The 23,990-nt window shown below is 72.7% G+C and carries 21 protein-coding genes and 2 tRNA genes; 18 read left to right on the plus strand and 5 right to left on the minus strand.

Features of this window, described 5'->3' with window-relative positions; all coding sequences use genetic code 11:
* Positions 1 to 56 precede the first annotated feature (56 nt).
* From bla to F5972_RS24055, 5 genes are all read left to right on the plus strand, one after another.
* Positions 57 to 1,031 carry a class A beta-lactamase gene (gene bla, locus F5972_RS24035; RefSeq protein WP_150936073.1) on the plus strand — a complete coding sequence of 325 codons (975 nt, stop codon included), beginning with the start codon at positions 57 to 59 and terminating at the stop codon, positions 1,029 to 1,031.
* 85 nt (positions 1,032 to 1,116) lie between these two features.
* Complete coding sequence (locus F5972_RS24040) at positions 1,117 to 3,228, plus strand: transglycosylase domain-containing protein (protein WP_318527626.1); 2,112 nt, start codon at positions 1,117 to 1,119, stop codon at positions 3,226 to 3,228.
* A gap of 180 nt (positions 3,229 to 3,408) precedes the next feature.
* Positions 3,409 to 6,183 (plus strand): helix-turn-helix transcriptional regulator, encoded by a 2,775-nt coding sequence (locus F5972_RS24045; protein ID WP_150936075.1) that lies wholly within the window; start codon positions 3,409 to 3,411, stop codon positions 6,181 to 6,183.
* A gap of 180 nt (positions 6,184 to 6,363) precedes the next feature.
* Positions 6,364 to 7,320 (plus strand): alpha/beta fold hydrolase, encoded by a 957-nt coding sequence (locus tag F5972_RS24050; protein WP_150936077.1) that lies wholly within the window; start codon positions 6,364 to 6,366, stop codon positions 7,318 to 7,320.
* A 41-nt stretch (positions 7,321 to 7,361) separates the two neighbouring features.
* The gene (locus F5972_RS24055) at positions 7,362 to 8,168 is read left to right on the plus strand and encodes an alpha/beta fold hydrolase (protein WP_150936080.1); all 807 of its coding nucleotides are present in this window, start codon (positions 7,362 to 7,364) and stop codon (positions 8,166 to 8,168) included.
* Between the two features lie 6 nt (positions 8,169 to 8,174).
* Here the strand turns inward: F5972_RS24055 and F5972_RS24060 are convergent, their stop codons facing one another.
* Positions 8,175 to 8,549 (minus strand): STAS domain-containing protein, encoded by a 375-nt coding sequence (locus F5972_RS24060; RefSeq protein ID WP_150936082.1) that lies wholly within the window; start codon positions 8,547 to 8,549, stop codon positions 8,175 to 8,177.
* A gap of 294 nt (positions 8,550 to 8,843) precedes the next feature.
* Here F5972_RS24060 and F5972_RS24065 point away from each other — a divergent pair, with 294 nt between their 5' ends.
* Positions 8,844 to 12,167: a BTAD domain-containing putative transcriptional regulator gene (locus F5972_RS24065; protein ID WP_225311790.1), complete on the plus strand. Its 3,324-nt coding sequence runs from the start codon at positions 8,844 to 8,846 to the stop codon at positions 12,165 to 12,167.
* Here F5972_RS24065 and F5972_RS24070 read toward each other — a convergent pair.
* Entirely contained in the window at positions 12,103 to 12,753 is a 651-nt protein-coding gene (locus F5972_RS24070; protein ID WP_150936086.1) for a hemerythrin domain-containing protein, read from the minus strand. The genes F5972_RS24065 and F5972_RS24070 overlap by 65 nt on opposite strands.
* A 140-nt stretch (positions 12,754 to 12,893) precedes the next feature.
* On the opposite strand from F5972_RS24070, the gene F5972_RS24075 reads away from it, so the two are divergent.
* The 10 genes from F5972_RS24075 to F5972_RS24120 all read left to right on the plus strand — a co-directional run bounded on the left by F5972_RS24075 (position 12,894) and on the right by F5972_RS24120 (position 17,905).
* Entirely contained in the window at positions 12,894 to 13,103 is a 210-nt protein-coding gene (locus F5972_RS24075) for a transposase (RefSeq protein ID WP_150936088.1), read from the plus strand.
* Between the two features lie 59 nt (positions 13,104 to 13,162).
* Complete coding sequence (locus tag F5972_RS24080) at positions 13,163 to 13,591, plus strand: hypothetical protein (RefSeq protein WP_150936090.1); 429 nt, start codon at positions 13,163 to 13,165, stop codon at positions 13,589 to 13,591.
* 85 nt (positions 13,592 to 13,676) lie between these two features.
* Positions 13,677 to 13,749, plus strand: a tRNA-Thr gene (locus F5972_RS24085).
* 181 nt (positions 13,750 to 13,930) lie between these two features.
* Positions 13,931 to 14,004 (plus strand) — tRNA-Met (locus tag F5972_RS24090).
* Between the two features lie 79 nt (positions 14,005 to 14,083).
* Positions 14,084 to 14,248: a 50S ribosomal protein L33 gene (gene rpmG, locus F5972_RS24095; RefSeq protein WP_036325591.1), complete on the plus strand. Its 165-nt coding sequence runs from the start codon at positions 14,084 to 14,086 to the stop codon at positions 14,246 to 14,248.
* 361 nt (positions 14,249 to 14,609) lie between these two features.
* On the plus strand, positions 14,610 to 15,059 hold the full coding sequence (locus tag F5972_RS24100; RefSeq protein WP_150936094.1) for a MaoC family dehydratase N-terminal domain-containing protein: 450 nt from the start codon (positions 14,610 to 14,612) through the stop codon (positions 15,057 to 15,059).
* A 1-nt stretch (position 15,060) separates the two neighbouring features.
* Positions 15,061 to 15,489 carry a MaoC family dehydratase gene (locus F5972_RS24105; protein ID WP_150936095.1) on the plus strand — a complete coding sequence of 143 codons (429 nt, stop codon included), beginning with the start codon at positions 15,061 to 15,063 and terminating at the stop codon, positions 15,487 to 15,489.
* A 69-nt stretch (positions 15,490 to 15,558) separates the two neighbouring features.
* Positions 15,559 to 15,984 (plus strand): hypothetical protein, encoded by a 426-nt coding sequence (locus F5972_RS24110; protein ID WP_150936097.1) that lies wholly within the window; start codon positions 15,559 to 15,561, stop codon positions 15,982 to 15,984.
* A gap of 90 nt (positions 15,985 to 16,074) precedes the next feature.
* On the plus strand, positions 16,075 to 17,127 hold the full coding sequence (locus tag F5972_RS24115; RefSeq protein ID WP_150936099.1) for a UDP-N-acetylmuramate dehydrogenase: 1,053 nt from the start codon (positions 16,075 to 16,077) through the stop codon (positions 17,125 to 17,127).
* Positions 17,128 to 17,335: 208 nt separating this feature from the next.
* The gene (locus F5972_RS24120; protein WP_225311792.1) at positions 17,336 to 17,905 is read left to right on the plus strand and encodes a TMEM165/GDT1 family protein; all 570 of its coding nucleotides are present in this window, start codon (positions 17,336 to 17,338) and stop codon (positions 17,903 to 17,905) included.
* An 11-nt stretch (positions 17,906 to 17,916) separates the two neighbouring features.
* Here the strand turns inward: F5972_RS24120 and F5972_RS39205 are convergent, their stop codons facing one another.
* From F5972_RS39205 to F5972_RS24130, 3 genes are all read right to left on the minus strand, one after another.
* The gene (locus F5972_RS39205; protein WP_318527627.1) at positions 17,917 to 20,808 is read right to left on the minus strand and encodes a helix-turn-helix transcriptional regulator; all 2,892 of its coding nucleotides are present in this window, start codon (positions 20,806 to 20,808) and stop codon (positions 17,917 to 17,919) included.
* Between the two features lie 109 nt (positions 20,809 to 20,917).
* Positions 20,918 to 21,079 (minus strand): hypothetical protein, encoded by a 162-nt coding sequence (locus F5972_RS37445; protein ID WP_191910293.1) that lies wholly within the window; start codon positions 21,077 to 21,079, stop codon positions 20,918 to 20,920.
* A gap of 151 nt (positions 21,080 to 21,230) precedes the next feature.
* Positions 21,231 to 22,091: a LysR family transcriptional regulator gene (locus tag F5972_RS24130; RefSeq protein ID WP_225311793.1), complete on the minus strand. Its 861-nt coding sequence runs from the start codon at positions 22,089 to 22,091 to the stop codon at positions 21,231 to 21,233.
* A 98-nt stretch (positions 22,092 to 22,189) separates the two neighbouring features.
* On the opposite strand from F5972_RS24130, the gene F5972_RS24135 reads away from it, so the two are divergent.
* Entirely contained in the window at positions 22,190 to 22,927 is a 738-nt protein-coding gene (locus tag F5972_RS24135) for an SDR family oxidoreductase (RefSeq protein ID WP_150936105.1), read from the plus strand.
* A 117-nt stretch (positions 22,928 to 23,044) separates the two neighbouring features.
* Positions 23,045 to 23,983, plus strand: coding sequence for a deoxyribose-phosphate aldolase (gene deoC, locus F5972_RS24140; RefSeq protein ID WP_150936107.1), 939 nt, complete (start codon positions 23,045 to 23,047; stop codon positions 23,981 to 23,983).
* Positions 23,984 to 23,990: the final 7 nt, after the last annotated feature.

Here is a 23,990-nt window from a genome sequence, read left to right on the forward strand (position 1 = left end):
CCACTGGACGCGGCACATTGGACATGACTCCGTCGCCTCTGGTTGGCTCCTCTGTCATGAGACGGCTGGGCGGGTGGAAAGCCGCCGTACCGGTGGTCGCCGCCCTGGCGTGCGCCGCCTGCGGGGCCGGTGCGGGCGGGGGCGTGCCCGGTCCGGGCGGACCTCCCGCGACGCACTCGGCCCAGACCACGCCCTCGGCCCGGGCCTCGGCGGCGCCCGCGCACGGCGAGGCGGCCGTACGGAAGGCGCTGCGCAAGCTGGAGGCCTCCTTCCGGGGCCGCATCGGCGCGTACGCGATCGACACGGCGACCGGGAGCACGATCGGCTACCGGGAGGGCGAGCGGTTCCCGCTGGCGTCCACCTTCAAGGCGTTCGCCGCCGGGGCGGTGCTGGCCGGCACCACCGAAGCCGAGCTGACCCGGCAGGTGGTCCACTGGACGGCCGATGAGCTGAAGCCGTACTCGCCGGATACGGGCAAGCACGTGGACGACGGGATGACGCTCGCCGCGCTGTGCCGGGCGGCGGTCGTCCACAGCGACAACACCGCCGGCGACATGCTGCTGAAGCGGGTCGGCGGGCCCAAGGGCCTGACCCGTTACTTCCGCTCGCTCGGCGACGCGGTCTCCCGTCTCGACCGCTGGGAGCCCGAGTTGAACGTGTGGTCGCCCAAGGAGAGGCGCGACACCACGACGCCCCTTGCGATCGCCCGCGACCTGCGCGCGCTCACCGCCGGCGGCGCGCTCGACGCGGCGGACCGGTCCCGGCTCGTCGGGTGGCTGCGCGGCGCCACGACCGGCGGCAAGCGCATCCGCGCCGGGCTGCCCCCGAAGTGGATCGTGGGCGACAAGACCGGCACCGGCGGCACGTACGGCACCGCCAACGACATCGCCGTCGTCTGGCCGGCCGAGGACGCGGCTCCGATCATCCTGGCGATCTACACCAACCGCCTCGCCGCCGGTGGCTCGGCGGACGACGAGGTCGTGGCGCGGACCGCCGCCGTCCTCGTGCGCGGCCTCGGCCTGCTCTCGTAGGACCGGGTCGGCGAACCCCTTTACGGACCCATAACCTTGTCCTTATCGATTCGGGGGACGAGGAAGATCGAGTGGGGATGATCCGGTGAACGCCACGGGGAAGATGCTGCGTCTGGCCGCCATGGGAGCGGCGGCGGGCGTGCTGGTCGCGGGGATCGCGCTGCCGGCGGTCGGCGGCGCGGGGGTCGGCCTGGTGTCGGCCGTCAAGGACGTCGGCCTCGAACCACGTGACCTTCCCGAGCCTCCGCTCGCGCAGGTGTCGGTGGTCCAGGACGTCAAGGGCCGCGAGATCGCGCGGTTCTACGAGCAGTACCGCGAGGTCGTCCCGCTCGCCGAGATGGCCGACGTCATGAAGACGGCCATCATCTCGATCGAGGACTACCGCTACTACGAGCACGGCCCGATCGACATCGAGGGCACGCTCCGCGCGCTGGCCAGGAACATGCAGGCGGGCGGGGTGGCCCAGGGGGGCTCCTCGATCACCCAGCAGTACGTCAAGCAGGTGCTGCTGAACTCGGCCGACACCGAGGCGGAGAAGAACAAGGCCCTGGAGGCCAGCTACGCCCGCAAGCTCAACGAGCTGCGCTACGCGATGGGCGTGGAGAAGAAGTACTCCAAGGACGAGATCCTGGAGAAATACCTGAACATCGCCTACTTCGGCGCGGGCGCGTACGGCGTCGAGGCGGCGGCGAAGCGGTTCTTCGGGGTCGACGCGAGCGAGCTGACGCTGCCGCAGGCGGCGACCCTGGCGGGCGCGGTGCAGGACCCGAACGCCACCGACCCCAACCTCGGCAAGACCCACCGCGACCGGCTGCTGAAGAGGCGCAACGTCGTGCTCGACCGGATGGCCGAGCTGGGCAAGATCACCGAAGCCGAGGCGACCAAGGCGAAGGCCACCAAAATCGGGTACAAAGGGACGAAGCTGCCCGGCGGCTGCGAGTCCAGCAAATATCCGTACTTCTGCGTCTATGTGCGCAACGAGATCCTCAACAACTCCGACTTCGGCAAGACGGCCAAGGACCGGCTGCGGTTCCTCAACCGGGGCGGCCTGACCATCAGGACCACGATCGACCCCTCGATGCAGGCGGCGGCGGACGCGGCGATCCGGAAGTGGGTCAACCCGTCCGACAACCCGGTGGCCGCCGAGGCGCTGGTGCAGCCCGGCACCGGGGCGATCCGGGCGATGGCCGCGAGCCGGCCGTACGGGACGCGCAAGATCAGGCATGAGATGTCCTACAACCTGGTCGCGGACGCGGCGCACGGCGGTGGCATCGGCTTCCAGGCGGGTTCGACCTTCAAGACGTTCACCCTGCTCACGGTGTTGAAGCAGGGCATGAAGGTCAACGACGGGTTCAGCGCGGGCGCCGGCTACACCGCACCGTCCCCGATGGCGTTCAAGAGCTGTGACGGCACGAACGTGGGCGAGACCGGCTTCACGGTCACCAACGACGAGGGGGCGCCCGGCTGGCTGACCCTGCAGACCGGCACCTGGCACTCGGTCAACACGTTCTTCATGGAGCTGGAGCGGCGGGCCGGGCTCTGCGAGGTGGTCAAGACGGCCAAGTCGCTGGGCATCCACCGCTCCGACGGCGGCGCGCTCCAGGAGTACGAGACGTTCACCCTCGGCATCAACGAGATGGACCCGGTGACGGTCGCGAACGCCTACGCCGCGATCGGGGCGCGCGGGAAGTACTGCGCGCCGATGGCGATCAGCCGGATCACCGACAGCTCCGGAAAGACGACGGACTACCGGCCCAAGTGCCGTCAGGCCTTCGCCCCCGAGGTGGCGGACGCGGCGGCGTACGTGCTGTCCGGCGTGCTGACCAAGGGCACGATGGCGGCGGTCGGCGGCATCGGCCGCGACGCGGCCGGCAAGACCGGCACCAACGACAACTCCTCCTCCGCCTGGTTCGCCGGGTTCACCCCCGATCTGGCCGGCGCGGTCAGTCTCGGCGACCCGCGCGGCACCTCGAAGTACAAGCTGAACGGCGTGACGATCGGCGGCCGTTACTACGGCGAGGTGTTCGGCGCCAGCGTCCCCGGCCCCATCTGGAAGGACACGATGCTCAAGGCGCTGAGCGGCGTGCCAGAGACGAAGTTCACCCCGCTCGACCCCTCGTTCGGCGGGTGCGGCCAGAGCTGCCGTCCGGTGGCGCCGCCGCGCGACGACACTCCGGTGGAGATCCGGCTGGACTGACGAGCCCCGCTCCGTCACCGGCCCGGCGGCGGCCCCTCGCCGCCGGGCCGGGTGTTGGCGACAGGCATCGTGGCGAGCTATAAAGCGATATCGCCATATTTCTGGAGATCGCGGCAGCCGCAGTCGAATGAGTTGACCATTACGGCATTTGGTGCGGAATAGGTGACTATGTCTGGTCAAATGTCGGAAGGCGCGGCTGCGACGCCACTCATTGGCCGCGAGGCGGAGCTCCGCCGGCTGACCGGCATGATCGACCTGGTCGGCGACGAGGGCGGCGGCCTGGTCGTGAGAGGCGAGGCGGGCATGGGGAAGTCCGCCCTGCTCGCGGCCGCGGCCGCGATCGCCGCCGAGCGCGGGCTCAGGGTCCTCACCGCGGTCGGCGTGCAGTCGGAGGCGCTCCTGCCGTACGCGGGTCTGCACCAGCTTCTGCACCCGCTCCAGGCGTACGACGACCGGCTGCCGGCCCCGCAGCGGGAACGCCTGCGGGCGGCGTTCGGGATGACGGACACGACCGTGCCCGACCTGTACCTGGTCGCGCTGGCGACGCTGAACCTGCTGGCCGAGGTCGCCACCCGCGCCCCCACGCTGCTCGTCGTGGACGACGCGCACTGGCTCGACCAGGCCAGCGCCCAGGTGCTCGCGTTCGTGGCGCGGCGCCTGGAATCCGAACCGGTGCTGCTTCTCGCCGGGATCCGCGAGGGTTTCGCCTCCGCCCTGGACGACGCGGGGTTGCCGGGCGTGTCGCTGGAAGGCCTGCCGGAGGCGGCCGCCGGAAGCCTGCTGGACGTGGTCGCCCCCGGACTGGCGCCGGGGACGCGGCAGCGGGTGCTGCGGGAGGCGGCCGGCAATCCCCTGGCGCTGACGGAGCTGCCGCGCGCCTGGCGTGAGCTGGACGGGGACGCCATGCTCCGCACGTCGTGGCTGCCGCTGACCGTGCGCCTGGAGCAGGCCTTCGGCTCGCGGATGGCGGAGCTTCCCCCCGCCACGCGTGCGCTGCTGCTCGTCGCCGCGGTCAACGACGGCAGCGCGCTCTCCGAGACGCTGTCGGCGGCCGCGCGCCTGGGCCACGGCGCCGGAGACCAGGACCTCGCCCCGGCCGTCGCCGCGCGGCTGGTCACGGCGAGCCAGGGGCGGATCGCCTTCCGGCACCCCCTCATGCGCTCGGCCATCTACCAGGCGGCGAGCCTGGCGCAGCGTCACGCGGCCCACGCCGCGATCGCGGACGCGCTGGCCGAGAGCTCCGGCGGGCTCCCGGGAGACCTGGCCGACCGCGAGACCTGGCATCGGGCCGCGGCCGGCTCAGGGCCCGACGACGCGGTCGCGGCCGCCCTCGACGCCATCGCCGCCCGCGCCCAGCAGCGCGGAGCGGCGACGCTGGCGGTCAGCGCGCTCGAACAGGCGGCGAGGCTCAGCCACGATCCCCGCGACCGCGCGGAGAGGCTGCTGCGGGCCGCGGACGTCTCCGTCGAGCTCGGCGACCACGACGTCGTCGCACGCCTGCTGCGCCAGACCGAATCGCTCGACCTGTCACCCCAGCAGCGCACGCGCGTGCTCTGGATCAGGGGCGCCTTCGACGACGGGACGGGCGACCACGCGGTCGGGCCGCTCGCCCTGGCCGACCTCGCCGAGACGGTGGCCGCCGAGGGAGACCACGAACGGGCGCTGCGCATTCTGTGGAGCGCGGCGCTGCGGTGCTTCTGGGTGGAGCCGGGACCGGAGGCGCGGCGGCGCGTCGTCGCCGCGGCCGAGAACCTGCCCATCGACCACCGGCATCCGCAACTGCTCGCGATCCTCGCCTACGCGGCCCCGATCGATCGCGGCAGCCTGGTCATCGACGGGCTGCGCCAGGTGACGTCCCAGCCGGTCGTCGACCCGCAGGCGGCCCGGCTCCTGGGCACGGCCGCCGTCCTGGTGGGAGCCCTGGATCTGGCCGAAAGGCTCTCCGCGGCCGCCCTGACCGGCCTGCGGTCCCACGGGCGGCTGCAGTTGCTGGCCCGCGCGCTGAGCGCCCGGGCGTGGAGCGCGGTCCTCCTGGTCAACCTGGACGTCGCGATTCCGGCGGTGCACGAGGCGGCGCGGCTGGCCCAGGAGACCGGCCAGCCGCTCATGTACGGCACGGCCCTGTCCACGCAGGCGCTGCTGGCCGCCCTCCGCGGCGAGCGGGACCACGCCCTCGCTCTGGCGACGGAAGCGGAGAGACTGAGCCTGACCACGGGCGTACGCCCGGTCCTGGCGACCGTGCAGACGGCGCGCGGGATGGTGGCTCTAGGCGAGGGGAGGTTCGCCGAGGCCTACGACCATCTGGCCCGCATGCACGATCCCGCCGATCCGAGCCACCACATCGCGCTCCGCTGCTACGTCCTCGGCATGCTCGCCGACGCGGCCGCGCACAGCGGCAACGTCGGGGAGGGGCGCGCCATCCTGGCGGAGATGGAGGCGGTGGCGCGCAGGACGCCGTCACCCGCGCTGCGGGCCGGGCTGCGCCTGGCCAGGCCGTTGCTGGCCGGCGACTCGCAGGCGGAGGCGCTCTTCGAGGAGGCGCTCGCGTCCGACGCCGAGCGCTGGCCGTTCGCCCGGGCCCAGACGCAACTCGCCTACGGCGAATGGCTGCGACGCCGGCGGCGCGTCTCCCCGGCCAGGCCGCTCCTGCGCGCCGCGCGGGAGACCTTCGACGCGCTGGGCGCCGTCCCCTGGAGCGAGCGGGCCCGCCGGCAGCTTCGCGCGTCGGGGGAGAGAAGCGAGCAGCGGTCGATCGGGGTCCGGGACAAGCTCACCGCGCAGGAACTCCAGATCGTCCAGCTGGTCGCCGAGGGCATGACGAACCGGGAGATCGGCGAACGGCTCTACGTGTCGCACCGCACCATCGGCGCCCACCTGTACCGGATCTTCCCCAAGCTGGGGATCACCTCCCGCGCCGAGCTGGCGCGATCGCCGGGGATCGGTGACGTTCGGTGACGCAGTCACCTGACTGACGCGCGGCCGTCCGCTCCGTTCGTAGGTTCGCTCTCGGCGGCACGCTCGGCCTGTCGAAGACGACCGGTCCGTCCCCGCGCTCGCCGTGGTCCGCGCGCCGATTCCCCATCCGCGTGTCCGGCCCGCCGCTGATCCCCCAGCCACCTGCGGAGAGAAGACCACATGCGCCGCACCATCCTTTCCAGCGTCCTCCTGCTCGCCTCGCTGGCCGCCACTGCGGTCGTGCCGGCGGCCGGCGCGGCCGCCGGACCCCGGGTCCCCGCCGGCTTCACGGAGCGCACCGCGCACGTGAACGGCATCACCGTCAACTACGTGCGCGGCGGGCACGGGCCGACGCTCGTGCTGCTGCACGGCTATCCCGAGTCCTGGTACGAATGGCGCGGGATCATGCCCGCCCTGGCCGAGCACTACACGGTCATCGCGCCCGACCTGCGCGGCGCCGGCGGCTCCAGCGCTCCGCGCGGCGGCTACGACAAGAAGACGATGGCCGCCGACCTGCACGGCCTGCTCACCCGGCTGGGCCTGGACCACGACATCAACCTGGTCGGCCACGACATCGGGACCATGGTCGCCTACTCGTACGCGGCCCGGCACCCGGACCGGGTCGCCAAGCTCGTGCTCAGCGAGGCGCCCATCCCCGACAGCAGGCTCTACACCTTCCCCTCCCTGACCCCCCAGGGGCCGGGGTTCTGGAACTTCGGCTTCTTCACCGTCCGCAACGGCCTGCCCGAGCAGATCATCGAGGGCCGTGAGGCCCTCTGGATCAAGCGGTTCATCGGCCTGCTCGCCGTCCACAAGGACCGCGCGGCGGAGGCGGGAGCCGTCCGCGAGTACGCCGGGCACCTGAGCGACGACCGCAGGCTGCGGGCGAGCTTCGAGTGGTTCCGCGCCCTGGACCGGGACGTCGCCGACAACAGGAAGCTCGCGAAGCACAAGCTGCCCATGCCCGTCCTGGCGCTGGGCGCCGACCACAGTCTCGGCAGGTTCGTCCCCGACCAGGTGCGCGAGTACGCCGAGAACGTGCAGGGGAAGGTCGTCGCCGACTCCGGCCACTGGATCTTCGAGGAGCACCCGGCGGAGATGACCCGCGTCCTGCTGCAGTTCCTCCGCACGCCCTGACCCGCCACATCACCGCCGCTTTTCTCGAACGGAGCTGGATCATGTCCTTTCGGCGCGTCTTACTCATCGTTCTCGGAGCCGTCGCCCTGCTGTTCTCCTGCACGACACCGAACGCGGTGGCGGGGGTGACGGCGGCGACCACGAACGTCAAGCCGACCGTCGTTCTCGTGCACGGCGCGTTCGCCGACGCGTCGGGGTGGAACGGCGTCGTCGCCCGACTCCAGGCGGCCGGCTACGCCGTCCTCGCCGTCGCCAACCCGCTGCGCGACCTCGCCGGAGACTCCGCCTACATCTCCAGTGTCCTCGCGAGCGTCCCGGGCCCGGTCGTGCTGGTCGGCCACTCGTACGGCGGTGCGGTGATCACCAATGCCGCCGCGGGCAACTCCAACGTCAAGGCGCTCGTCTACGTCGCGGGCTTCGCCCCCGACAGCGGTGAGACGTCGCTGGAGCTGAGCGACCGGTTCCCCGGCAGCACACTGCCCACCGCGCTCGTCCCCCGTCCCTACCCGGGCGGCGTCGACGGCTACATCGACCCGGCGAAGTTCCGCGCGGTCTTCGCCGCCGACCTGCCCGAGCCGACCACCCGGCTGATGGCCGCCACCCAGCGGCCCGTGTCGGTGGGCGCCCTGTCGGGGCCCAGCGGCGCACCGGCCTGGCGCAGCATCCCCTCCTGGTATCTCGTCGCGGGCTCCGACAAGGCCATCCCGCCCGCCGCCCAGAGGTTCATGGCCAAGCGCGCCAACTCGACGGTCGTGGAACTGCCGGGCGCCTCCCACGCCGTCATGGTCTCCCAGCCTGCCGCGACCGCCGCCTTCATCGTCGCCGCCGCCCGGTCCGCGGTCCGATAAGGAGCGTCAGGTCGCCCGGCCGAGGCGGGGCGGGCAGTCGGTGGCGAGGTCGGCCAGCGCGTCGGCGGTGTCGAGCACGCGGAACAGCCGGGTCAGGTTCGTCCAGCGGAGGATCCGCAGCACCTGGCCTCCGGGCGCGATCAGCGCCAGGTCGCCCTCCCGGCCGCGCAGGTGGTGCGCCAGGCGCACCAGCAGTCCGACCCCGGTGGTGTCGATGAACCGCACCTCGCTCAGGTCGAGGGCGAGCCACGGGCCCCTGGCCTGGATCAGGCCGCGCAGGGGCTCGTGGAGATGCCGCACCGCGTGGAGATCCAGCTCTCCGCGCATGCCCAGCACCCACCATCGGGTGGGGGCTGGGCTCGGTGCCGTCCACGTCTCCACGGTGGCTCCCTTCGCTTTTCTCGACGCCGGGGACCACTGACGGAGCCGTGGGGGCCGTGGGGGAGGTCCGGGCGACCTGACGAAGCGCTTCGACGGCGGGACGGCGAACGCGTCCCGGTTCCAGAGGTAGGGCTCAGTTGAACATTGCACTAGTCGGGCCCTACTGAGAGTAACAATTCCTACCCGCTGCGTCGATCGAGTGGAAGAAATTCACCACTGCGGTGTGGTGTTGTCTCCTGCTGCCGCTGCCGGGTCCGTACATATGCTTAACCCGTTATGGTGCGATTGAGAATATTGGGGCGAATCACGGCGGAGGTCGACGGCCGCCGCGCGGACCTCGGGACGTCGCTCCAGCGCGCCGTGCTCGCCCGGCTCATCTGCGCGCACGGCCACGTGGTGTCGACCGACCGGTTCGTGGACGACCTGTGGAAGGGCCAGCCGCCGCCGCGGGCGCTGGGGGCGTTGCAGGTCTACGTCTCCAACCTGCGCCGCGTGCTGGAGCCGGGCCGCGCGCCCCGCGCCGCCGCCCGCGTGCTGGTGACCGCTCCGCCCGGCTACCGCCTCGCGCTGGAGCCGGACGACGTGGACGCCTGGCGCTTCCCCCGGCTGGTCGAGGCCGCCTCCGGCTTTCTCGCCGAGGGTGCGCCCGCCCGGGCGCTCGACCTCGTCAACGAGGCCCTGGCGCTGTGGACCGGCCCGGCGTACGCCGAGTTCGGCGACGAGGAGTGGGCCGCCCCCGAGGTGAGCCACCTGGACGAACTGCGGGTGGTCGCGGCCGAGTACCGCGCCGAGGCGGCGCTCGCGCTGGGCCGCCACGCCGAGATCGTCCCCGAGCTGGAACGCCACCTCACCGAGCATCCCCTGCGCGAGAACGCCGTACGGCTGCTCGCGCTGGCCTACTATCGGGGCGGACGGCAGGGGGAGGCGCTCGCGGCCCTGCGCCGCACCCGCGCCCTGCTCGCCGACCAGCTCGGCGTCGACCCCGGGCCCGCGCTGCGCACGCTGGAGGCGGACATCCTCGCGCAGGCCGAGTCGCTCGACCCGGCCCCCGTGATCGGCCCGCCCGTACGGGAGACGCGGGCCGAGCCCGCACCCGCCGCCTTCCGGATGGTCGGCCGTACGGCGGAGCTGTCCCGGCTGGTCTCCGCGGCCGGGCAGGCGCGGGACGGCTTCCGCATCGCCTGGCTCGGCGGCGAGGCGGGCTCGGGCAAGAGCACGCTCGCCGACGCGCTGGTGCGGCGGTTGTCGGGGGACGGCTGGCAGACCGTGGTCGGCCGCTGTCCGGAGACGACCGGCGGCGTGCCGCCCGCGTGGGCCTGGAGCGAGGTGCTGCGCGACCTCTCCGCCACCCGCTCGCCGGAGCCCGGGACGGCGGCCAGGCTCGCGCCGCTGCTGACCGACGACGCCGCGCCCGTGGGCCAGTTCTGGCTGGCGCGGGCGGCCGGCGACTACCTGGAGGGCGTGCCGGGACCGCTGCTGATCGTGCTGGAGGACGTGCACCGCGCCGACGAGGAGACCCTCCAGCTGCTGCGTCATCTCGCCGGCCGCCTGGCCCGCACGCCGGTCCTCGTCCTGCTGACGCACCGGCCGGCGGAGGCGGGCGACGACCTCACGGCCACCGCCGCCGCGCTCGCCGTCCAGGCCGTGGAGAACATCATCCTGGGCGGCCTCGGCGAGCCGGAGGTGGCGCGTCTGCTCACGGAGCGCTCCGGCGCGGAGGTGGACGAGACGCTGGTCCGCACGGTCACCGAGCGGACCGGCGGCAACCCCCTGTTCGTGGCCGAGACGGCCCGGCTGCTCGCGGTGGACGGCCCGGCCGCGGCCCACGCGCTGCCGCCGGGCGTCCGCGACCTGATCCGCCGCCGCCTCGCCCGGCTGCCCGCCACGGCGCAGACGACGCTCCGCACCGCCGCCGTCCTCGGCCGGGAGGCCGACGCGGACGTGCTCGTCGCGATGCCGGGGGCCGACGAGGAGACCGTGCTCGACGGCCTGGAGGCGGGCGTGCTGTCCGGCCTGCTGGAAGAGCCGCGCCCCGGCCACGTCCGCTTCGCCCACGTGCTCGTCCGCGAGACGCTGTACGAGGACATCCCCCGGCTGCGCCGTACGCGGATCCACGGCAGGGTCCTCACGGCGCTGGAACACGTGCGGCCCGGCGACGTGGGGGCGCTCGGGCACCACGCGCTCGCCGCCGCGACCACCGCGACCGCCCTCACGGCGGCCGGGTACGCGGCGCGCGCCGCCCGCCAGGCCTGGTCGGTCTACCACGCGTACGGCGAGGCGGCGACGCTGCTGCAGCGCGCCCTGGACGCGCTCGACCTGCTGACCGAGGGGACCGTTGAACCGCCCCGGGACGTCCGGCTCGACCTGCTGTGCGACCTGGTGTCCGCCCAGGCGCACGCGGGCGACGTGATCACCGCGCTGCGGAACCGGGAGAGGGCCCTCACGCTGGCCGAAGAGATGCGCGACCGGGCGGCGGTCGCCCGCGCGGTCACGTCGTTCGACGCGCCGGTCATCTGGACCATCCAGCCCGACCGCGCGTACGACCCCCGCCTCGTCGGGGCGATCGAGGGCTCGATGCCGGCGGAGGCGGGGGAGCTGCGCTGCCGCATGCTCGTCGCCCTCTGCCACGCGCTCGAAGGGCACGACGCGGAGCGCGTCGAGACGGCGAGCGCCGAGGCGCTGGCGATCGCGGACGCCCTCGGCGACCCCCGGCTGCGCTGCATGGCGCTCAACGCCCGCTACTGGGCCTGCCTCGCGCCGGGCCGGCGGGCGGAGCTGGAGACGCTCGGCCACGACCTGCTGGCCGCGTCCGCCGCCGCGGGACTGCTCGGTTACCAGACGCTCGGCCACTTCGCGCTGCTCATGGTCGCGCTCGGCCGCAACGACTGGGCGTCGGCGCGCGAGCACGCCGACCGGGGCGCCGCGCTGTCGACGACCGGCCAGCTCGGCCTGGCCCTCGGCATCCTCGCCTTCCTCGACGCCCTGCGGCTGCTGGTGACAGGAGACCTGGAGCGGGCCGACCGCGCGTACGGCGAGCTCGGCGAACGGCTGGCCCGCACCGGCGACGCGAACGGCGCGATGGTGGGGATGGTCGGCCGCTTCGTCGTCGCGCTGGCGGCCGGGCGCCTCGCCGGCATGGTGGAGGAACTCACCGTCCTCTGGGAGCGCCTGCGTGAGGACAGCATGGAGATGTACACCCGCGCGCTCGTCGGCGCCGGTCGTCTCGACGAGGCCCGCGCCGTGTGGCTGCCCGGGCACCGGCCCCGGCTCGACTACTACTGGCTGCTGCTGATGTCGATGCGGTCGGACAACGCGGCGGCGCTGGGCGACCGGGAGGTGGCCGCCGAGTGCTACGAGCTGCTGCTGCCGTACGACGGCGAGCTGGCCGGCCTGCACTCGGGATCGGTCACGGCCGGGCCGGTGGCCCACACGCTGGGCGACCTCGCCGTGTTCCTGGGCCGGCCCGGCGACGCGGACGCCCACTACCGGCGGGCCGCCGAGGTGGCCCGGCAGGCCGGCTCCCCGCACTGGGAGGAGGCCGCCCGCCGGGCGCTCACGCCGCGCCGAACACGAGACGCTCGCGGCGACGGTGGCCCGGACGCAGCAGCGCCAGCATGACGACCAGGACGGGCCCGGCCAGCTTGCGCAGCTCGGCCAGCTCGTCCGGCCGCGCGTGCCGCTCGATGCGGGGCAGCTCGAACCGCGGGTCGCCGCCCTTGCGGACGTGCTTCTCCAGCTCCTCCCAGTCCTTCGCCGTGACGTGCCGCATGATGACCGGGAAGAGCTGCCGCTCCTCCTCCGCGATGTGCTCGTCCAGCAGGTCGGCCAGGCGGCGCATCGGCTTGGCCAGCTCGGCGGGGTCGCCCGCGACGGACTGGATCTCCGCCAGCAGCGGATCGAGCTCGGAGTGGTCCTCGCTCAGCTCGCTCAGGTCCACCTCGGCGCCCGCCGACCGGACCAGCAGGGGCCACAGGTGGTCGTCCTCCGCCTTGTGGTGGTGATGGATGCCCTGGCACAGCTTGACCACGTAGTTCTTGATCGCGGCGGCGCGCTCGGGGCCGCACGGCTGCCTGCCCGCGGCGATCTCGCCGGTGGCGTCGGCGAGCCGCCGGGAGTCGGCCCGCATGGCGCGGTGGGTGATGCGGAAGCCCAGCAGGTTGGGGGCGGGGAGGTTGGCGGGGTGCGGGGCGGGGGCGTCGGACATCGCACGATGCCTTTCGTGAGCGGGGTGGTCTGGCACGCTCACTGTGCGCTCCGGCGCTTGGGGTCGGTTAGGTCCTTACTTAAACCCGATTCCCAAGGGACGGGAGATAACCGTGGGAAGAACCGATAGCTTGTTCCCCTATGGACAGGCGATGGGTGGGTCCCGACGGGTACGAGATCGTTCCGGCGTACCGCCGCGACCGCCAGGTGCTGCGCGTGCGGCGGCACGGACGGCTGGTCGCCGACTGCCTGTCGGTCGAGGAGGTCGCCCGGTTCGTCGACCTCGCCGACCTGTGCGAGGTGATCGCCCTGCCGGAGCGGGCCGGCGACACCCGTACGGCCGTCAGGTAGCCGGGCCGCAGGCGTAATCCGCGCCGATCTCGGGCACTCACAGTGCCGAGGGGGAATCGATGCGCCTGGCCACCACTGTCACCACGCTCGCCGTCGCGGGCGCGGCCCTCGCCGCGGGGGTCTCCGGCTGCGGCGCGTCGCAGGCCGGCCCGGCCGCAGAGACACCGGTGTACGTGCTCAACCTGCGGGGTTCGGAGCAGGGGCGCCCCGACCAGCGGCCGGCGATCCTGGTCCTTTCGGAGTTCAGCACGATCAGCGAGGTCGTCTGGCGTTCCTGGGGGCCGACCCGGGCCGTCGGCGCGGGCAAGCTCAGCGGCACCTGGTGCCTGCCCGCCTGCGAGGACGCGCCGTACGACGCCACGGTGACGCTCAGCAACGTGACCCCCGTCCGGGGAAAGGGCTACTTCAGCAGGTACGCCGTCGCCGCCGAGGTGCCGGTCCGCCAGCGGCCGGCGGCCGATCTCTCCGGGGTGCTGCCGACACCGTGAGCGCGGGGGTATTCGAGTTCGCATCGGTCAGCGTGGCCGTGTATGGTTACACCTGTCCGCGAGGCGCGAGAGCGCAGCCGGGCCCGCCCCTATAGCTCAGTCGGCAGAGCGTCTCCATGGTAAGGAGAAGGTCAACGGTTCGATTCCGTTTGGGGGCTCTGGCCGGAAAGTCCTATCTGAGCGGTGTTCCTCTGGGAGCGTTGCCGGGTGGGGCTTTCGGCTTGGTGGGGGTGCCTCTTCCCCACCGGCTGACCGATCCCGATCACGGCTGATCCCGATGCGCGAAGAGCCGTACGGGTCGGGTATCCTTGCGTGGCCGGGTGCGGTTTCTCCGGCCGAGGCGGAGTAGCTCAGTCAGGCAGAGCAAGCGGCTCATAATCGCTGTGTCGCCGGTTCAAGTCCGGCCTCCGCTACTACCCTGCCGGGTCACCTCACGAAGGCGACCCCGGCCTGGGTTGTCCAGTAGTCCCAAACGCAGAAAGGCACTCCCACGTGGCTGCCACAGACGTTAGGCCGAAGATCACGCTGGCCTGCCAGGAGTGCAAGCACCGCAACTACATCACGCGGAAGAACCGGCGCAACGACCCGGATCGGCTTGAGCTGAAGAAGTACTGCCCCAACTGCAAGACGCACCGGGCGCACCGCGAGACCCGCTGACCGTAGCGTGGTCCGGCGCGTGTGATTCCGCGCCGCGAACGCGGCGGCCGGCTTCCCGGCGTCCTCCAGGAGCGTCACTCCAGGGCATCGGTGTCACTCCGGCACGAACACGACCCCACGCTGTCCCGGGCCTCGGCACTCCAGGCCGTCGGCAGCGGGCCATCGATCACGTATGACCGGCGTCTCCCTCGCGGAGGCGCCGGTTTTCGTGTCGGCGCTGCCGTCTCGGTGCTTCTGTCCCCCGTGCTTCTGCCTCGGATCTTTCCGCAGTGCGGCGGTGACGGCGGGCCGGAACGGGTGTTGCTAGCGTACGGTCACCCGCTCATCCCCCGGGGAGCTCATTCTCTAAGGAGCACGGCCGATGCCTCTGAATCGCGACTTCGTCGGGCGGACGTACCAGGCGTCCGCGCCCTACGAGGTCAGCCGCGTCAAGATCAGCGAGTTCGCCACCGCGATCGGCGACGACAACCCGATCTACCACGACCGGCAGGCCGCCGTGGCGGCCGGGCACCCGGACGTCGTGGCGCCGCCGACCTTCCCGATCGTGTTCAGCCTCCTCGGCACCGGCGACGCGCTCACCGACCCCGAGCTGGGGCTCGACTTCTCCATGGTCGTGCACGGCGAGCAGCGGTTCGAGTACGAGCGGCCCATCCAGGCGGGCGACGAGCTCGTGTGCGCCTCGACCATCGCGGAGATCCGCAGCGTCGGCCGCAACGAGTTCCTGACCGTGCGCAGCGACGTGCACACCACCTCCGGCGAGCTGGTCTGCCGGACCTTCAACATCATCGTGGAGCGCGGAGGGGCGGCCTGACATGGCGGCGACGGTCAAGTACGACGACGTGGAGGCCGGCCAGGAGATCCCGGCCGCCGAGTACCGGGTCCGCCGGGTCGACCTGGTGCGGTACGCCGGGGCCTCGGGCGACTTCAACCCCATCCACTGGAACGAGCGTTACGCGAAGGCGGTCGGCCTGCCCGACGTCATCGCGCACGGCATGTACACGATGGCGCAGGGCGGCCGGTTCGTGACCGACTGGGCGGGGGACCCCGGCGCGGTGGTCGAGTACGGCGTCCGCTTCTCGTCCATGGTCGTGGTGCCCGACGACGACAACGGCGCGACGATCACGATCAGCGGGGTCGTGGAGGAGAAGCGCGAGGACAAGCGCGTCGTGGTCACGCTCACGGCGAGGTCCGGCGACTCCCGGGTCCTGTCCAAGGCCCGCGCGGTGGTCCAGCTCTCCTGACCGGCCCGGATCAGCCGCGACCGGCCACGAGGGTGCTTGGCGGCGCCGGTGCTGGGTAGCGGTCGGATCGTGAGCGAGCGAGACACTTCAGAGACCGAGGGCGTCGTCAACGAGCCGGTCACGACCCAGCGGGAGCACGACGACACCGCCGGCGTGGCGACGCAGACGCAGGATCCGGGCAAGGCCGGGGACGCCCAGGGGGGTGGGCTGCCGTCACCCCGCGCGGGGAACGCGCGGGAGGCCGCGCGGGCGGCGGGACACGAGCAGATCACCGAGGTCAAGCGGGACGTCGCCCCCGGTGGGACGATCGAGACGGCGCTGACCCCGTCGGGCGAGGCGTCGATGGTCGCCTCCCAGCTTCTGTGGGACGGCAGTTCGGCCGCCTCCCGGATCGACCAGTCCATCGCCGAGACCGGCGTCGAGACCGGCACCGACGCCGACGCAGAGGCCGGCGTCGACTCGCCACCCGATCGGGACGCCCCTCCCACTCCGTGAGAGGGAGGGCCGGGGCGGGGTGGCTATCCTGTTCCTCTACACGGCCCCGGGTTCCTCTACACGACCTGGGGGGACGCGCTGAGGAGACGAATGGCTGACCGGCTGGCAGGGGTGGCCCTCGCCCGGTACACCACCCTGCGTACGGGCGGCCCGGCCCGGGCGTTCGCCGAGGCGGCCACCACCGGCGACCTGGTCGCGATGGTGGCCGAGGCCGACCGCGACGGGGAACCCGTGCTGGTGCTCGGCGGCGGCAGCAACCTGCTCGTCGGCGACGAGGGGTTCGGCGGGCTGGTGGTCCGTGTCGTCACCCGGGGCGTCGAGTCGGCGCCGGACGGGGACGGGCGCGTGCTCGTGACCGCGCAGGCGGGGGAGGACTGGGACGCCCTGGTCGCCCGGTGCGTCGCCGAGGGCCTGTCGGGGGTCGAGTGCCTGTCCGGCATTCCCGGCCTGGTGGGCTCCACCCCGATCCAGAACGTCGGGGCGTACGGGCAGGACGTCTCGCAGACCGTCACCGGCGTCCGCGTGTACGACCGGGAGACCGGCGAGGTGGCCGACCTCACGGCGGCGGAGTGCGGTTTCGCCTACCGGCACAGCGCCTTCAAGCAGGACCCCGACCGGCACGTGGTGCTGGCGGTCACCTATGCCCTGGAGCGGTCCGCGCTGTCGGGGCCCGTGGCGTACCGCGAACTGGCCGCGCGACTCGGGGTGGAGATCGGCGAGCGGGTGCCGCTGGCCGAGGCGCGCGAGGCGGTGCTGGAGCTGCGGCGCGGCAAGGGGATGGTGCTCGACCCCGGCGACCCCGACACGCGCAGCGCGGGGTCCTTCTTCACCAACCCCGTGCTCGGCCCGGACGAGGCGGCGGCCCTGGAGCGTCGCGCCCCCGGCCATCCGCGCTGGGACATGCCCGGCGGCTCGGTGAAGGTCCCGGCGGCGTGGCTGATCGAGAACGCCGGGTTCCCCAAGGGCTACGAGAAGGGCCGGGCCCGCATCTCCACGAAACACACGCTGGCCCTCACCAACCCCACCGGGGAGGCGAGCGCGGGCGAGCTGCTCGCGCTGGCCCGCGAGGTGCGCGACGGCGTGCACGAGAAGTTCGGCGTGTGGCTCGTCAACGAGCCCGTGCTGGTGGGAGCGAGTCTTTAGGTCGATTAGACTGGGAGGACACCGAAGGGGAGTAGTCCGAAATCCACTGATCGACACACTGGCGGTTCACCCGCCCGGTCGTGGAGCCCCCGTGGCGGACGAGACCTTCGGCCCGACAGTCATGACCACATGCTGCCGGGCCGAAGTCGTGCCCGCTCCCCGGGTGTCGTACGGCGGCCCGGTCGCATCTCCCCTCGGAAGGCGACCCGTGCAAGCCCTCTGGATCTCCCTCGTCGTCATCTTCGTGGCCGAGCTCGGCGACAAGAGCCAGCTCATGGCCCTGACCTTCGCCACCCGGTTCAAAACGCTCCCGGTGCTGGCCGGCATCACCGTCGCGACCGCGCTCGTGCATCTCGGCAGCGTCGCCCTCGGCAGGGTCGTCGGCGACGCGCTCCCCACCACCGCCATCTCGATCGTCGCGGGCATCGCGTTCCTCGCCTTCGCGCTGTGGACGCTGCGCGGCGACGAGCTCAGCGAGGAGGAGGAGGGCAAGGCGGCGAGGACGACCCGCAACGCGTTCGTCGCCGTCGCCGTGGCGTTCTTCCTCAGCGAGCTGGGTGACAAGACGATGCTCGCCACCATCACGCTGGCCACCCAGCACGGCTGGTTCGGCACCTGGATCGGCTCGACCATCGGCATGGTCGCGGCCGACGCGCTGGCGATCCTCGTCGGGCGCTTCCTCGGCAGTCGCCTGCCGGAAAAGTGGATCAAGTATGGCGCCGCCGCCGCGTTCGCCGTCTTCGGCGTGCTGCTGCTGATCGAGCCCCTGTTCGGCTGAGCGCTGTTCGGCTAGTCGAGAAGAGACAGGCGGTGGGCCGCGGCGGCGGCCTCACCCCGGGTCGACACGCCCAGCTTCGGCAGGATGTTCGACACGTGGACGCTGACGGTCTTGGCCGAGATGAACAGCTCGGCCGCGATGTCGCGGTTGCTCCGCCCGGCGGCCACCAGGCGGAGCACCTCCAGCTCACGGGGGGTCAGGTCGGCCTGCCGTCCGGACCTGGCCGGTGGAGCGGCCGACGGCGTGGGATCCGACAGCGGGTTGAGGAGGGGCGTGCCGACGCGGCGGGCCAGCGTCTCCATCTGGGTGACCAGCGGGGTCGCGCGGAGCGCGGTGGCGAGCGGGCAGGCCTCGTGCAGCCGCTTGGAGGCCCCGTCGCGGTCGCCGCGCGCGGCCGCGTCCACCGCCGCGAGCAGCAGCGCCTTGGCCTGGACGTAGGGGCGGCGGAGCCGCCGCCACGCCTGCGCCGCCGCGTCGAACTCTCCCCGGTAGACCAGGCCGAACGCCTCGTTCACCGGTCCGTCGCCCAGGTTCCCCGCCAGGCGGTCGCCCTGCGCCCGCACCTTCGCGACCCGCTCGGGCGCGACCGGCGCGGCGGCGTCGCAGACGTACCGGATCGACGCCAGCAGCCGCCCGGCCAGCATCGCCTTGCGCGACAGCGGCGGGTGGTCGAGCGCGGCCTCCAGGAGGTCCAGCGCCTTGAGCGGCTCGCCGCGCAGCAGGTGGAAGGCGAGCACCAGGCGGGTGTTGTTCGTCCACTCCTGCGTCTGCTCCTCGCGGCGCGGGGAGAAGGCGCCGACCTCGGAGAGGATGTCCTGCGCCAGGTCCTCCTCGCCCCGGCTGATCGCGATGTCCGCCCGCACGCGCAGCATGTGCCAGCGGGTGCGCATGGTGGGGCCCATGGTCATGGCCCGGTCGATGACCTCGATGGCCTCGTCCCACCGGCCGAGCGACTCCAGCGCCTCCGCCCGGTTGTTGGCGATGAACACCCCCTGGTGGCGGAACCTGCCGTACCGGCGGGAGAGTTTCTCCCCTTCCAGGGCGAGCTGAACCGCCTCCTCCGAGCGGCCGAGGTTGTCGAGGGCGTCGACGTTGTTGCCGAGCGCGCGCAGGATGATCCGGGGCGAGTCCAGGCGGGTGCCCATCGCCAGCGCCCGCTCGTTGAGCGCGAACGTGGTCTCCAGGTCGCCGTTGATGGAGTGGCCGAGCGCGAGGTTGATGAGCAGGTCGGCCTCCTGCACCTCGTGCCCCTTCTCGCGGGCCGTGCGCAGCGCCTCCTGCGTGACCGCCGTGCCCTCGACGACCTGGTCGGAGCACATCAGCATCGTGCCGAGCCGGGTCAGCACGAGCGTGCGGGTGTCGCCGGGCAGCGGGACCAGGCCCTCGGCGCGGCGCAGGTCGTCCAGGCTGCCGTGCTTGGCCTTCTGCGACTTGACGTTCGCCATACGGACCAGCAGTTCGGCCACCCGCTCCGGGGCGGTCCGTTCGTCCAGCTCGGACAGCGCGCCGCGCACGTACTTGAGGCTCTGCTCCATGTCGCCGCTGACGTACGCCGCCTCCGAGGCCCGTTCGAGCACCGTGCAGTGGTCCTGGCCGATGTGGTCGGCGGCGCCCGGCACCTTGTCCCACAGTGTCAGCACGCGTTCGAGCAGCTGGATCTGCTCGGTGTAGGCGAACGACTTGGCCGCCTTCTCCGCCGCCTCCCAGGCGGAGATCAGCGCCCACCGGTCGTCGCGGGCGGAGTACCAGTGATGGGCGATCTCGATGGCCGCCCGGCCCGGGGGCACCAGCGTGCGGTCGCGGTCGATCTCCTCGGCGTACCGCGCGTGCATGCGGGCGTGCTCGCCCGGGAGCAGCTCGTCGTGCACCGCCTCGCGGATCAGGGCGTGCCGGAAGGCGTACGCCCCGCCGTCGGCGACCTGCAGCACGTTGGCGGCGATGGCCGGCCGCAGCGCGTCCTCGAGGTCCACGTCCGACAGCCCGCTCACCGCCGCGAGCAGGGCGTGTCCCACCCGGACGCCCCCGGCGGCGGCGATGCGGAGCACCCGCTGGCTCTCCTCCGGCAGGCGTTCCACCGACCCGATGATGAGGTCGTGCAGCGAGTCGGGGAAGGAACACTCCTCGCCGCAGTCGAGCAGCGCCTCGACGAACAGCGGGATGCCGCCGCTGCGCTCGAAGACCCGGTCGACCCTGGCGAAGGCAGGGGTGACGCCGAGGATCCCGGCCATCTGCGCGGCGACCTCGTCCTGGGTGAAGCGCGGCAGGTCCAGCCGCACCACCCCGTCGACCCGGCCCAGCTCGGCCAGCACGGGCCGCAGGGGATGGGTGCGGTGCAGCTCGTCCGACCGGTACGTCATGACCATCAGGACGGGGGCCGTCCTCAGGTTGCGGCTGAGGAAGGCGATCAGGTCGCGGCTGGAGCGGTCGGCCCAGTGGACGTCCTCGATGATGAGGACGACCGGCCGCCGCTCGGCGAGCCGTTCCAGCAGCGTGAGGATCAGCTCGAACAGCCGGGCGCGGGCCGACTCCGTCTCCCCGTCGCCGGTCGGCTCGCCGAACTCGGGCAGCAGCCTGGCCAGGTCCCGGCCGGCGCCGTCCGGCAGCAGCGCGGTGACCTCGGCGGCCCCGGACTCCCTGACCAGCTGGCGCAGCGCGGCGGTGAACGGGGCGTACGCGAGACCCTCGGCGGACAGCTCCACGCAGCCCCCGACGAGCACGTGGGCGCCGTCCTCCGCGGCCTCCTCAGCGAACCGGCCGGCGAGGCGGGTCTTCCCCACCCCTGCCTCGCCGCCGATCAACACCGCCGCGGTGGCCTGCTTGCGGGCCTGGTCGTAGGCCTCGGCGAGGGTCTCCAGCTCCGCGTCCCGCCCCACGAAGACGGGGCTAACCGCCCGGCGTGTCATGTCGTAAAGCATGTCATGACCCTTTGTCTGGCTTCGCCTGCTTTTTTGCCCTACGGGGGCTGGCAAGCCCGGCCGGGAGGGAGGGTCCGGCCGGGCCTTCGTACGCGGGTCACGAGTTGCGGAGCTTGCCGAACGTCCCGCGCAGGCGGCGGGCGCGCTGCTGCGCCTTGAGGCCGGCCAGCGCCTGGCGGGCACGCCGGTGCGAGGCGGCCTCCTCCTGGAGCTCGGCGGCCCGGTTGATCATGATCTGGTAGTGCAGTTCCGGCCCCATCGCGGGTCTCCTTGTTCGAGGCTTCTTTCCGTACACCTCAAGGTTCGGTCTAAGACGCCCCCCGCCACATCGGGCGGATGTCCTATCTCTCGGCCGGCTCGTGCGCGGCCGGTGGCCTACGCCGTCTAAGGCGGCTAAGGCGATGCCTTAGTCAGAGACGGGTCGCGACCCGGACCAGGCCGGCGACGGCCCGGGACCGGCTGTGCGGCGGCCACGCGATGACCGTCGTGACCGGCGGCGCGTCCACCACCGGCACGGCGGCGAGGTCGTCGGTCAGCCGCTCCCGGCACGACTCCGGCGCGACCCAGCAGGTGCGGCCGAGCGCGACCAGCTGGAGCAGCTGGGTGTGGTCGCGGACCCGGGGCCCGGGGCCGTCGGGATAGGCGCCGTCCCGATCCGGCCAGCGCGGCATCGGCAGGCCGGGCAGGTCGGCGACCTCGGCCATCCGCACGTGGGTCCGGGTGGCGAGGGGATGCCCGCCCGGCAGGACGACGACCTGGCCCTCCGTACGGAGTTCCTCGGTGTCGAGCCCGGTCGTGGAGTCGAACGGCCGATGCAGCAGGGCCACGTCGGCCCGGCCGTCGCGCAGCAGCCGCTCCTGCTCACCGGGCCCGCACAGGAGCAGGTCGACGGTGACCGCGCCGGGCTCGGCGGCGTACGCGTCGAGTAGTTTCGCCAGCAGCTCGCCGGCGGCGCCGGCCTTCGTGACGAGGACCACCCCGGCGCCGCCGCCGGCCGCGGCGAGGGCGGCGCGGCGGGTGCGCCGCTCCGCGGCCTCCACCGCGTCCAGCGCCGCCCGGGCCTCCCGCAGGAGCACCGAGCCTGCCTCGGTCAGGCCGACCATGCGGCTGGTGCGTTCGAGCAGCGCCGCCCCGAGGCGCCGTTCGAGCCGGTCGATCGCCCGTGACAGCGGGGGCTGGGCGATCCCGAGCCGTCGCGCGGCCCTGCCGAAGTGCAGCTCCTCGGCCACGGCGACGAAGTAGCGCAGCTCACGCGTCTCCACGGTCGGCATGCTATCCACACGCCCACAAGGGTCGATACCCGTGAGGTATCGCCGCCTGTCCGAACGGTGTTGGCCTTCCCGGGCCGGTGCGGGACAGGATCGGCCGTATGAACGAGCAGACGAACGAGCGGACGATCGCGCTGGTGACCGGCGCGAACAAGGGCATCGGATACGAGATCGCGGCCGGCCTCGGCGGTCTCGGCTGGAGTGTCGGCGTCGGGGCCCGGGACGAGGAGCGCCGCGAGGCCGCCGTGGCGAAGCTGCGCGCGGCCGGCGCCGACGCGTTCGGCGTGCCGCTCGACGTGACGGACGACGCGAGCGTGGCCGCCGCCGCCGCGCTGATCGAGGAGCGGGCCGGGCGCCTCGACGTGCTCGTCAACAACGCCGGGATAACCGGCGGCGCGGCACAGATGCCCACGACGGCCGACCTCGCGGCGGTGCGGCAGGCCGTGGAGACCAACGTGATCGGCGTCATCCGTGTCACCAACGCGATGCTGCCGTTGCTGCGCCGCTCGGCGTCGCCGCGGATCGTGAACATGTCCAGCAGCGTCGGCTCCCTCACCCGGCAGACCACCGCCGGCGCCGAGACGGGCCCGATCGCCGTCGCCTACGCGCCGTCGAAGACGTTCCTCAACGCCGTCACCGTCCAGTACGCCAAGGAGCTGCGTGACACGAACATCCTGATCAACGCCGGCTGCCCGGGCTTCTGCGCGACCGACCTGAACGGCTTCCGTGGCGTGCGCACGCCGGAACAGGGCGCGGCGATCGCGATCCGGCTCGCGACCCTGCCCGACGACGGACCGTCCGGCCGGTTCTTCGAGGACGACGGGGAGGTGCCGTGGTGACCCGGGTCACCGAGTGACGAGGAGGCCCGGGCCCAGGTCCGGGCTTTCGGCGTGGGAATCGCTCTTTCGAGTTTGGAATCAATCGGACCGGTCGGCGATGCTGGTTCCGTGCCAACTATGACTACTCCGCTCGCGGAGGTCGCCTCCTCAAATTCGACGCTGCGGGCGTTCCTGCACGGCCTTCCCGGGGTCGACCGGGTCGGCGCGGACGCCCGCGCCGCGATGCTGGGCACGCGATCGATCAAGACGACCGCCAAGAAACAGGCCGTCGACATGGCCATCGGAATGGTCGACCTCACGACGCTGGAGGGCGCCGACACCCCCGGCAAGGTCAGGGCGATGTGCGCCAAGGCCATGCGGCCCGACCCCGGCGACGCCTCCGTGCCGCCGGTCGCCGCGGTCTGCGTCTACCCCGACCTGGTCGCGACGGCCGTGACCGCCCTCACCGGCTCGGGGGTGAAGGTGGCGTCGGTCGCCACGTCGTTCCCCAGCGGACGGTCCTCGCTGGAGGTGAAGGTCACCGAGACCACCCTCGCGGTGGCCGCGGGCGCGTCCGAGATCGACATGGTCATCGACCGCGGCGCGTTCCTCGCCGGCGACTACCTCAAGGTGTACGAGGAGATCGTCGCCATCAAGAAGGCCTGCGGCGACACCCATCTGAAGGTGATCCTGGAGACCGGTGAGCTCGCGACGTACGACAACGTGCGGCGGGCCTCCTGGCTGGCGATGATCGCCGGAGGGGATTTCATCAAGACCTCGACCGGCAAGGTGCCGCCGGCCGCGACCCTCCCGGTGACGCTCGTGATGCTGGAGGCCGTGCGCGACTTCCGCGCCGCGACCGGCCGTCAGGTGGGTGTGAAGCCCGCGGGCGGCATCCGCACCACCAAGGACGCGATCAAGTATCTGGTGCTCGTCAACGAGACCGCGGGGCCCGACTGGCTGCACCCCGACTGGTTCCGCCTGGGCGCCTCCTCGCTGCTGAACGACCTGCTCATGCAGCGGCAGAAGATGGCCACCGGCCGGTACGCGGGTCCCGACTACTTCACGCTCGACTGAGGCTGAG

It is taken from the genome of Microbispora cellulosiformans (genome assembly GCF_008728085.1).
Taxonomy (GTDB): Bacteria; Actinomycetota; Actinomycetes; order Streptosporangiales; family Streptosporangiaceae; genus Microbispora; species Microbispora amethystogenes.

What these genes read in the sequence shown, in the direction of transcription:
- bla (WP_150936073.1), top strand. Translation starts at nt 57, where the DNA reads ATGAGACGGCTGGGCGGGTGGAAAGCCGCCGTACCGGTGGTCGCCGCC.
- F5972_RS24045 (WP_150936075.1), top strand. Translation starts at nt 3,409, where the DNA reads ATGTCGGAAGGCGCGGCTGCGACGCCACTCATTGGCCGCGAGGCGGAG.
- F5972_RS24050 (WP_150936077.1), top strand. Translation starts at nt 6,364, where the DNA reads ATGCGCCGCACCATCCTTTCCAGCGTCCTCCTGCTCGCCTCGCTGGCC.
- F5972_RS24055 (WP_150936080.1), top strand. Translation starts at nt 7,362, where the DNA reads ATGTCCTTTCGGCGCGTCTTACTCATCGTTCTCGGAGCCGTCGCCCTG.
- F5972_RS24070 (WP_150936086.1), bottom strand. Translation starts at nt 12,753, where the DNA reads ATGTCCGACGCCCCCGCCCCGCACCCCGCCAACCTCCCCGCCCCCAAC.
- F5972_RS24075 (WP_150936088.1), top strand. Translation starts at nt 12,894, where the DNA reads ATGGACAGGCGATGGGTGGGTCCCGACGGGTACGAGATCGTTCCGGCG.
- F5972_RS24080 (WP_150936090.1), top strand. Translation starts at nt 13,163, where the DNA reads ATGCGCCTGGCCACCACTGTCACCACGCTCGCCGTCGCGGGCGCGGCC.
- F5972_RS24100 (WP_150936094.1), top strand. Translation starts at nt 14,610, where the DNA reads ATGCCTCTGAATCGCGACTTCGTCGGGCGGACGTACCAGGCGTCCGCG.
- F5972_RS24105 (WP_150936095.1), top strand. Translation starts at nt 15,061, where the DNA reads ATGGCGGCGACGGTCAAGTACGACGACGTGGAGGCCGGCCAGGAGATC.
- F5972_RS24115 (WP_150936099.1), top strand. Translation starts at nt 16,075, where the DNA reads ATGGCTGACCGGCTGGCAGGGGTGGCCCTCGCCCGGTACACCACCCTG.
- F5972_RS39205 (WP_318527627.1), bottom strand. Translation starts at nt 20,808, where the DNA reads ATGACACGCCGGGCGGTTAGCCCCGTCTTCGTGGGGCGGGACGCGGAG.
- F5972_RS37445 (WP_191910293.1), bottom strand. Translation starts at nt 21,079, where the DNA reads ATGGGGCCGGAACTGCACTACCAGATCATGATCAACCGGGCCGCCGAG.
- F5972_RS24130 (WP_225311793.1), bottom strand. Translation starts at nt 22,091, where the DNA reads ATGCCGACCGTGGAGACGCGTGAGCTGCGCTACTTCGTCGCCGTGGCC.
- F5972_RS24135 (WP_150936105.1), top strand. Translation starts at nt 22,190, where the DNA reads ATGAACGAGCAGACGAACGAGCGGACGATCGCGCTGGTGACCGGCGCG.
- deoC (WP_150936107.1), top strand. Translation starts at nt 23,045, where the DNA reads ATGACTACTCCGCTCGCGGAGGTCGCCTCCTCAAATTCGACGCTGCGG.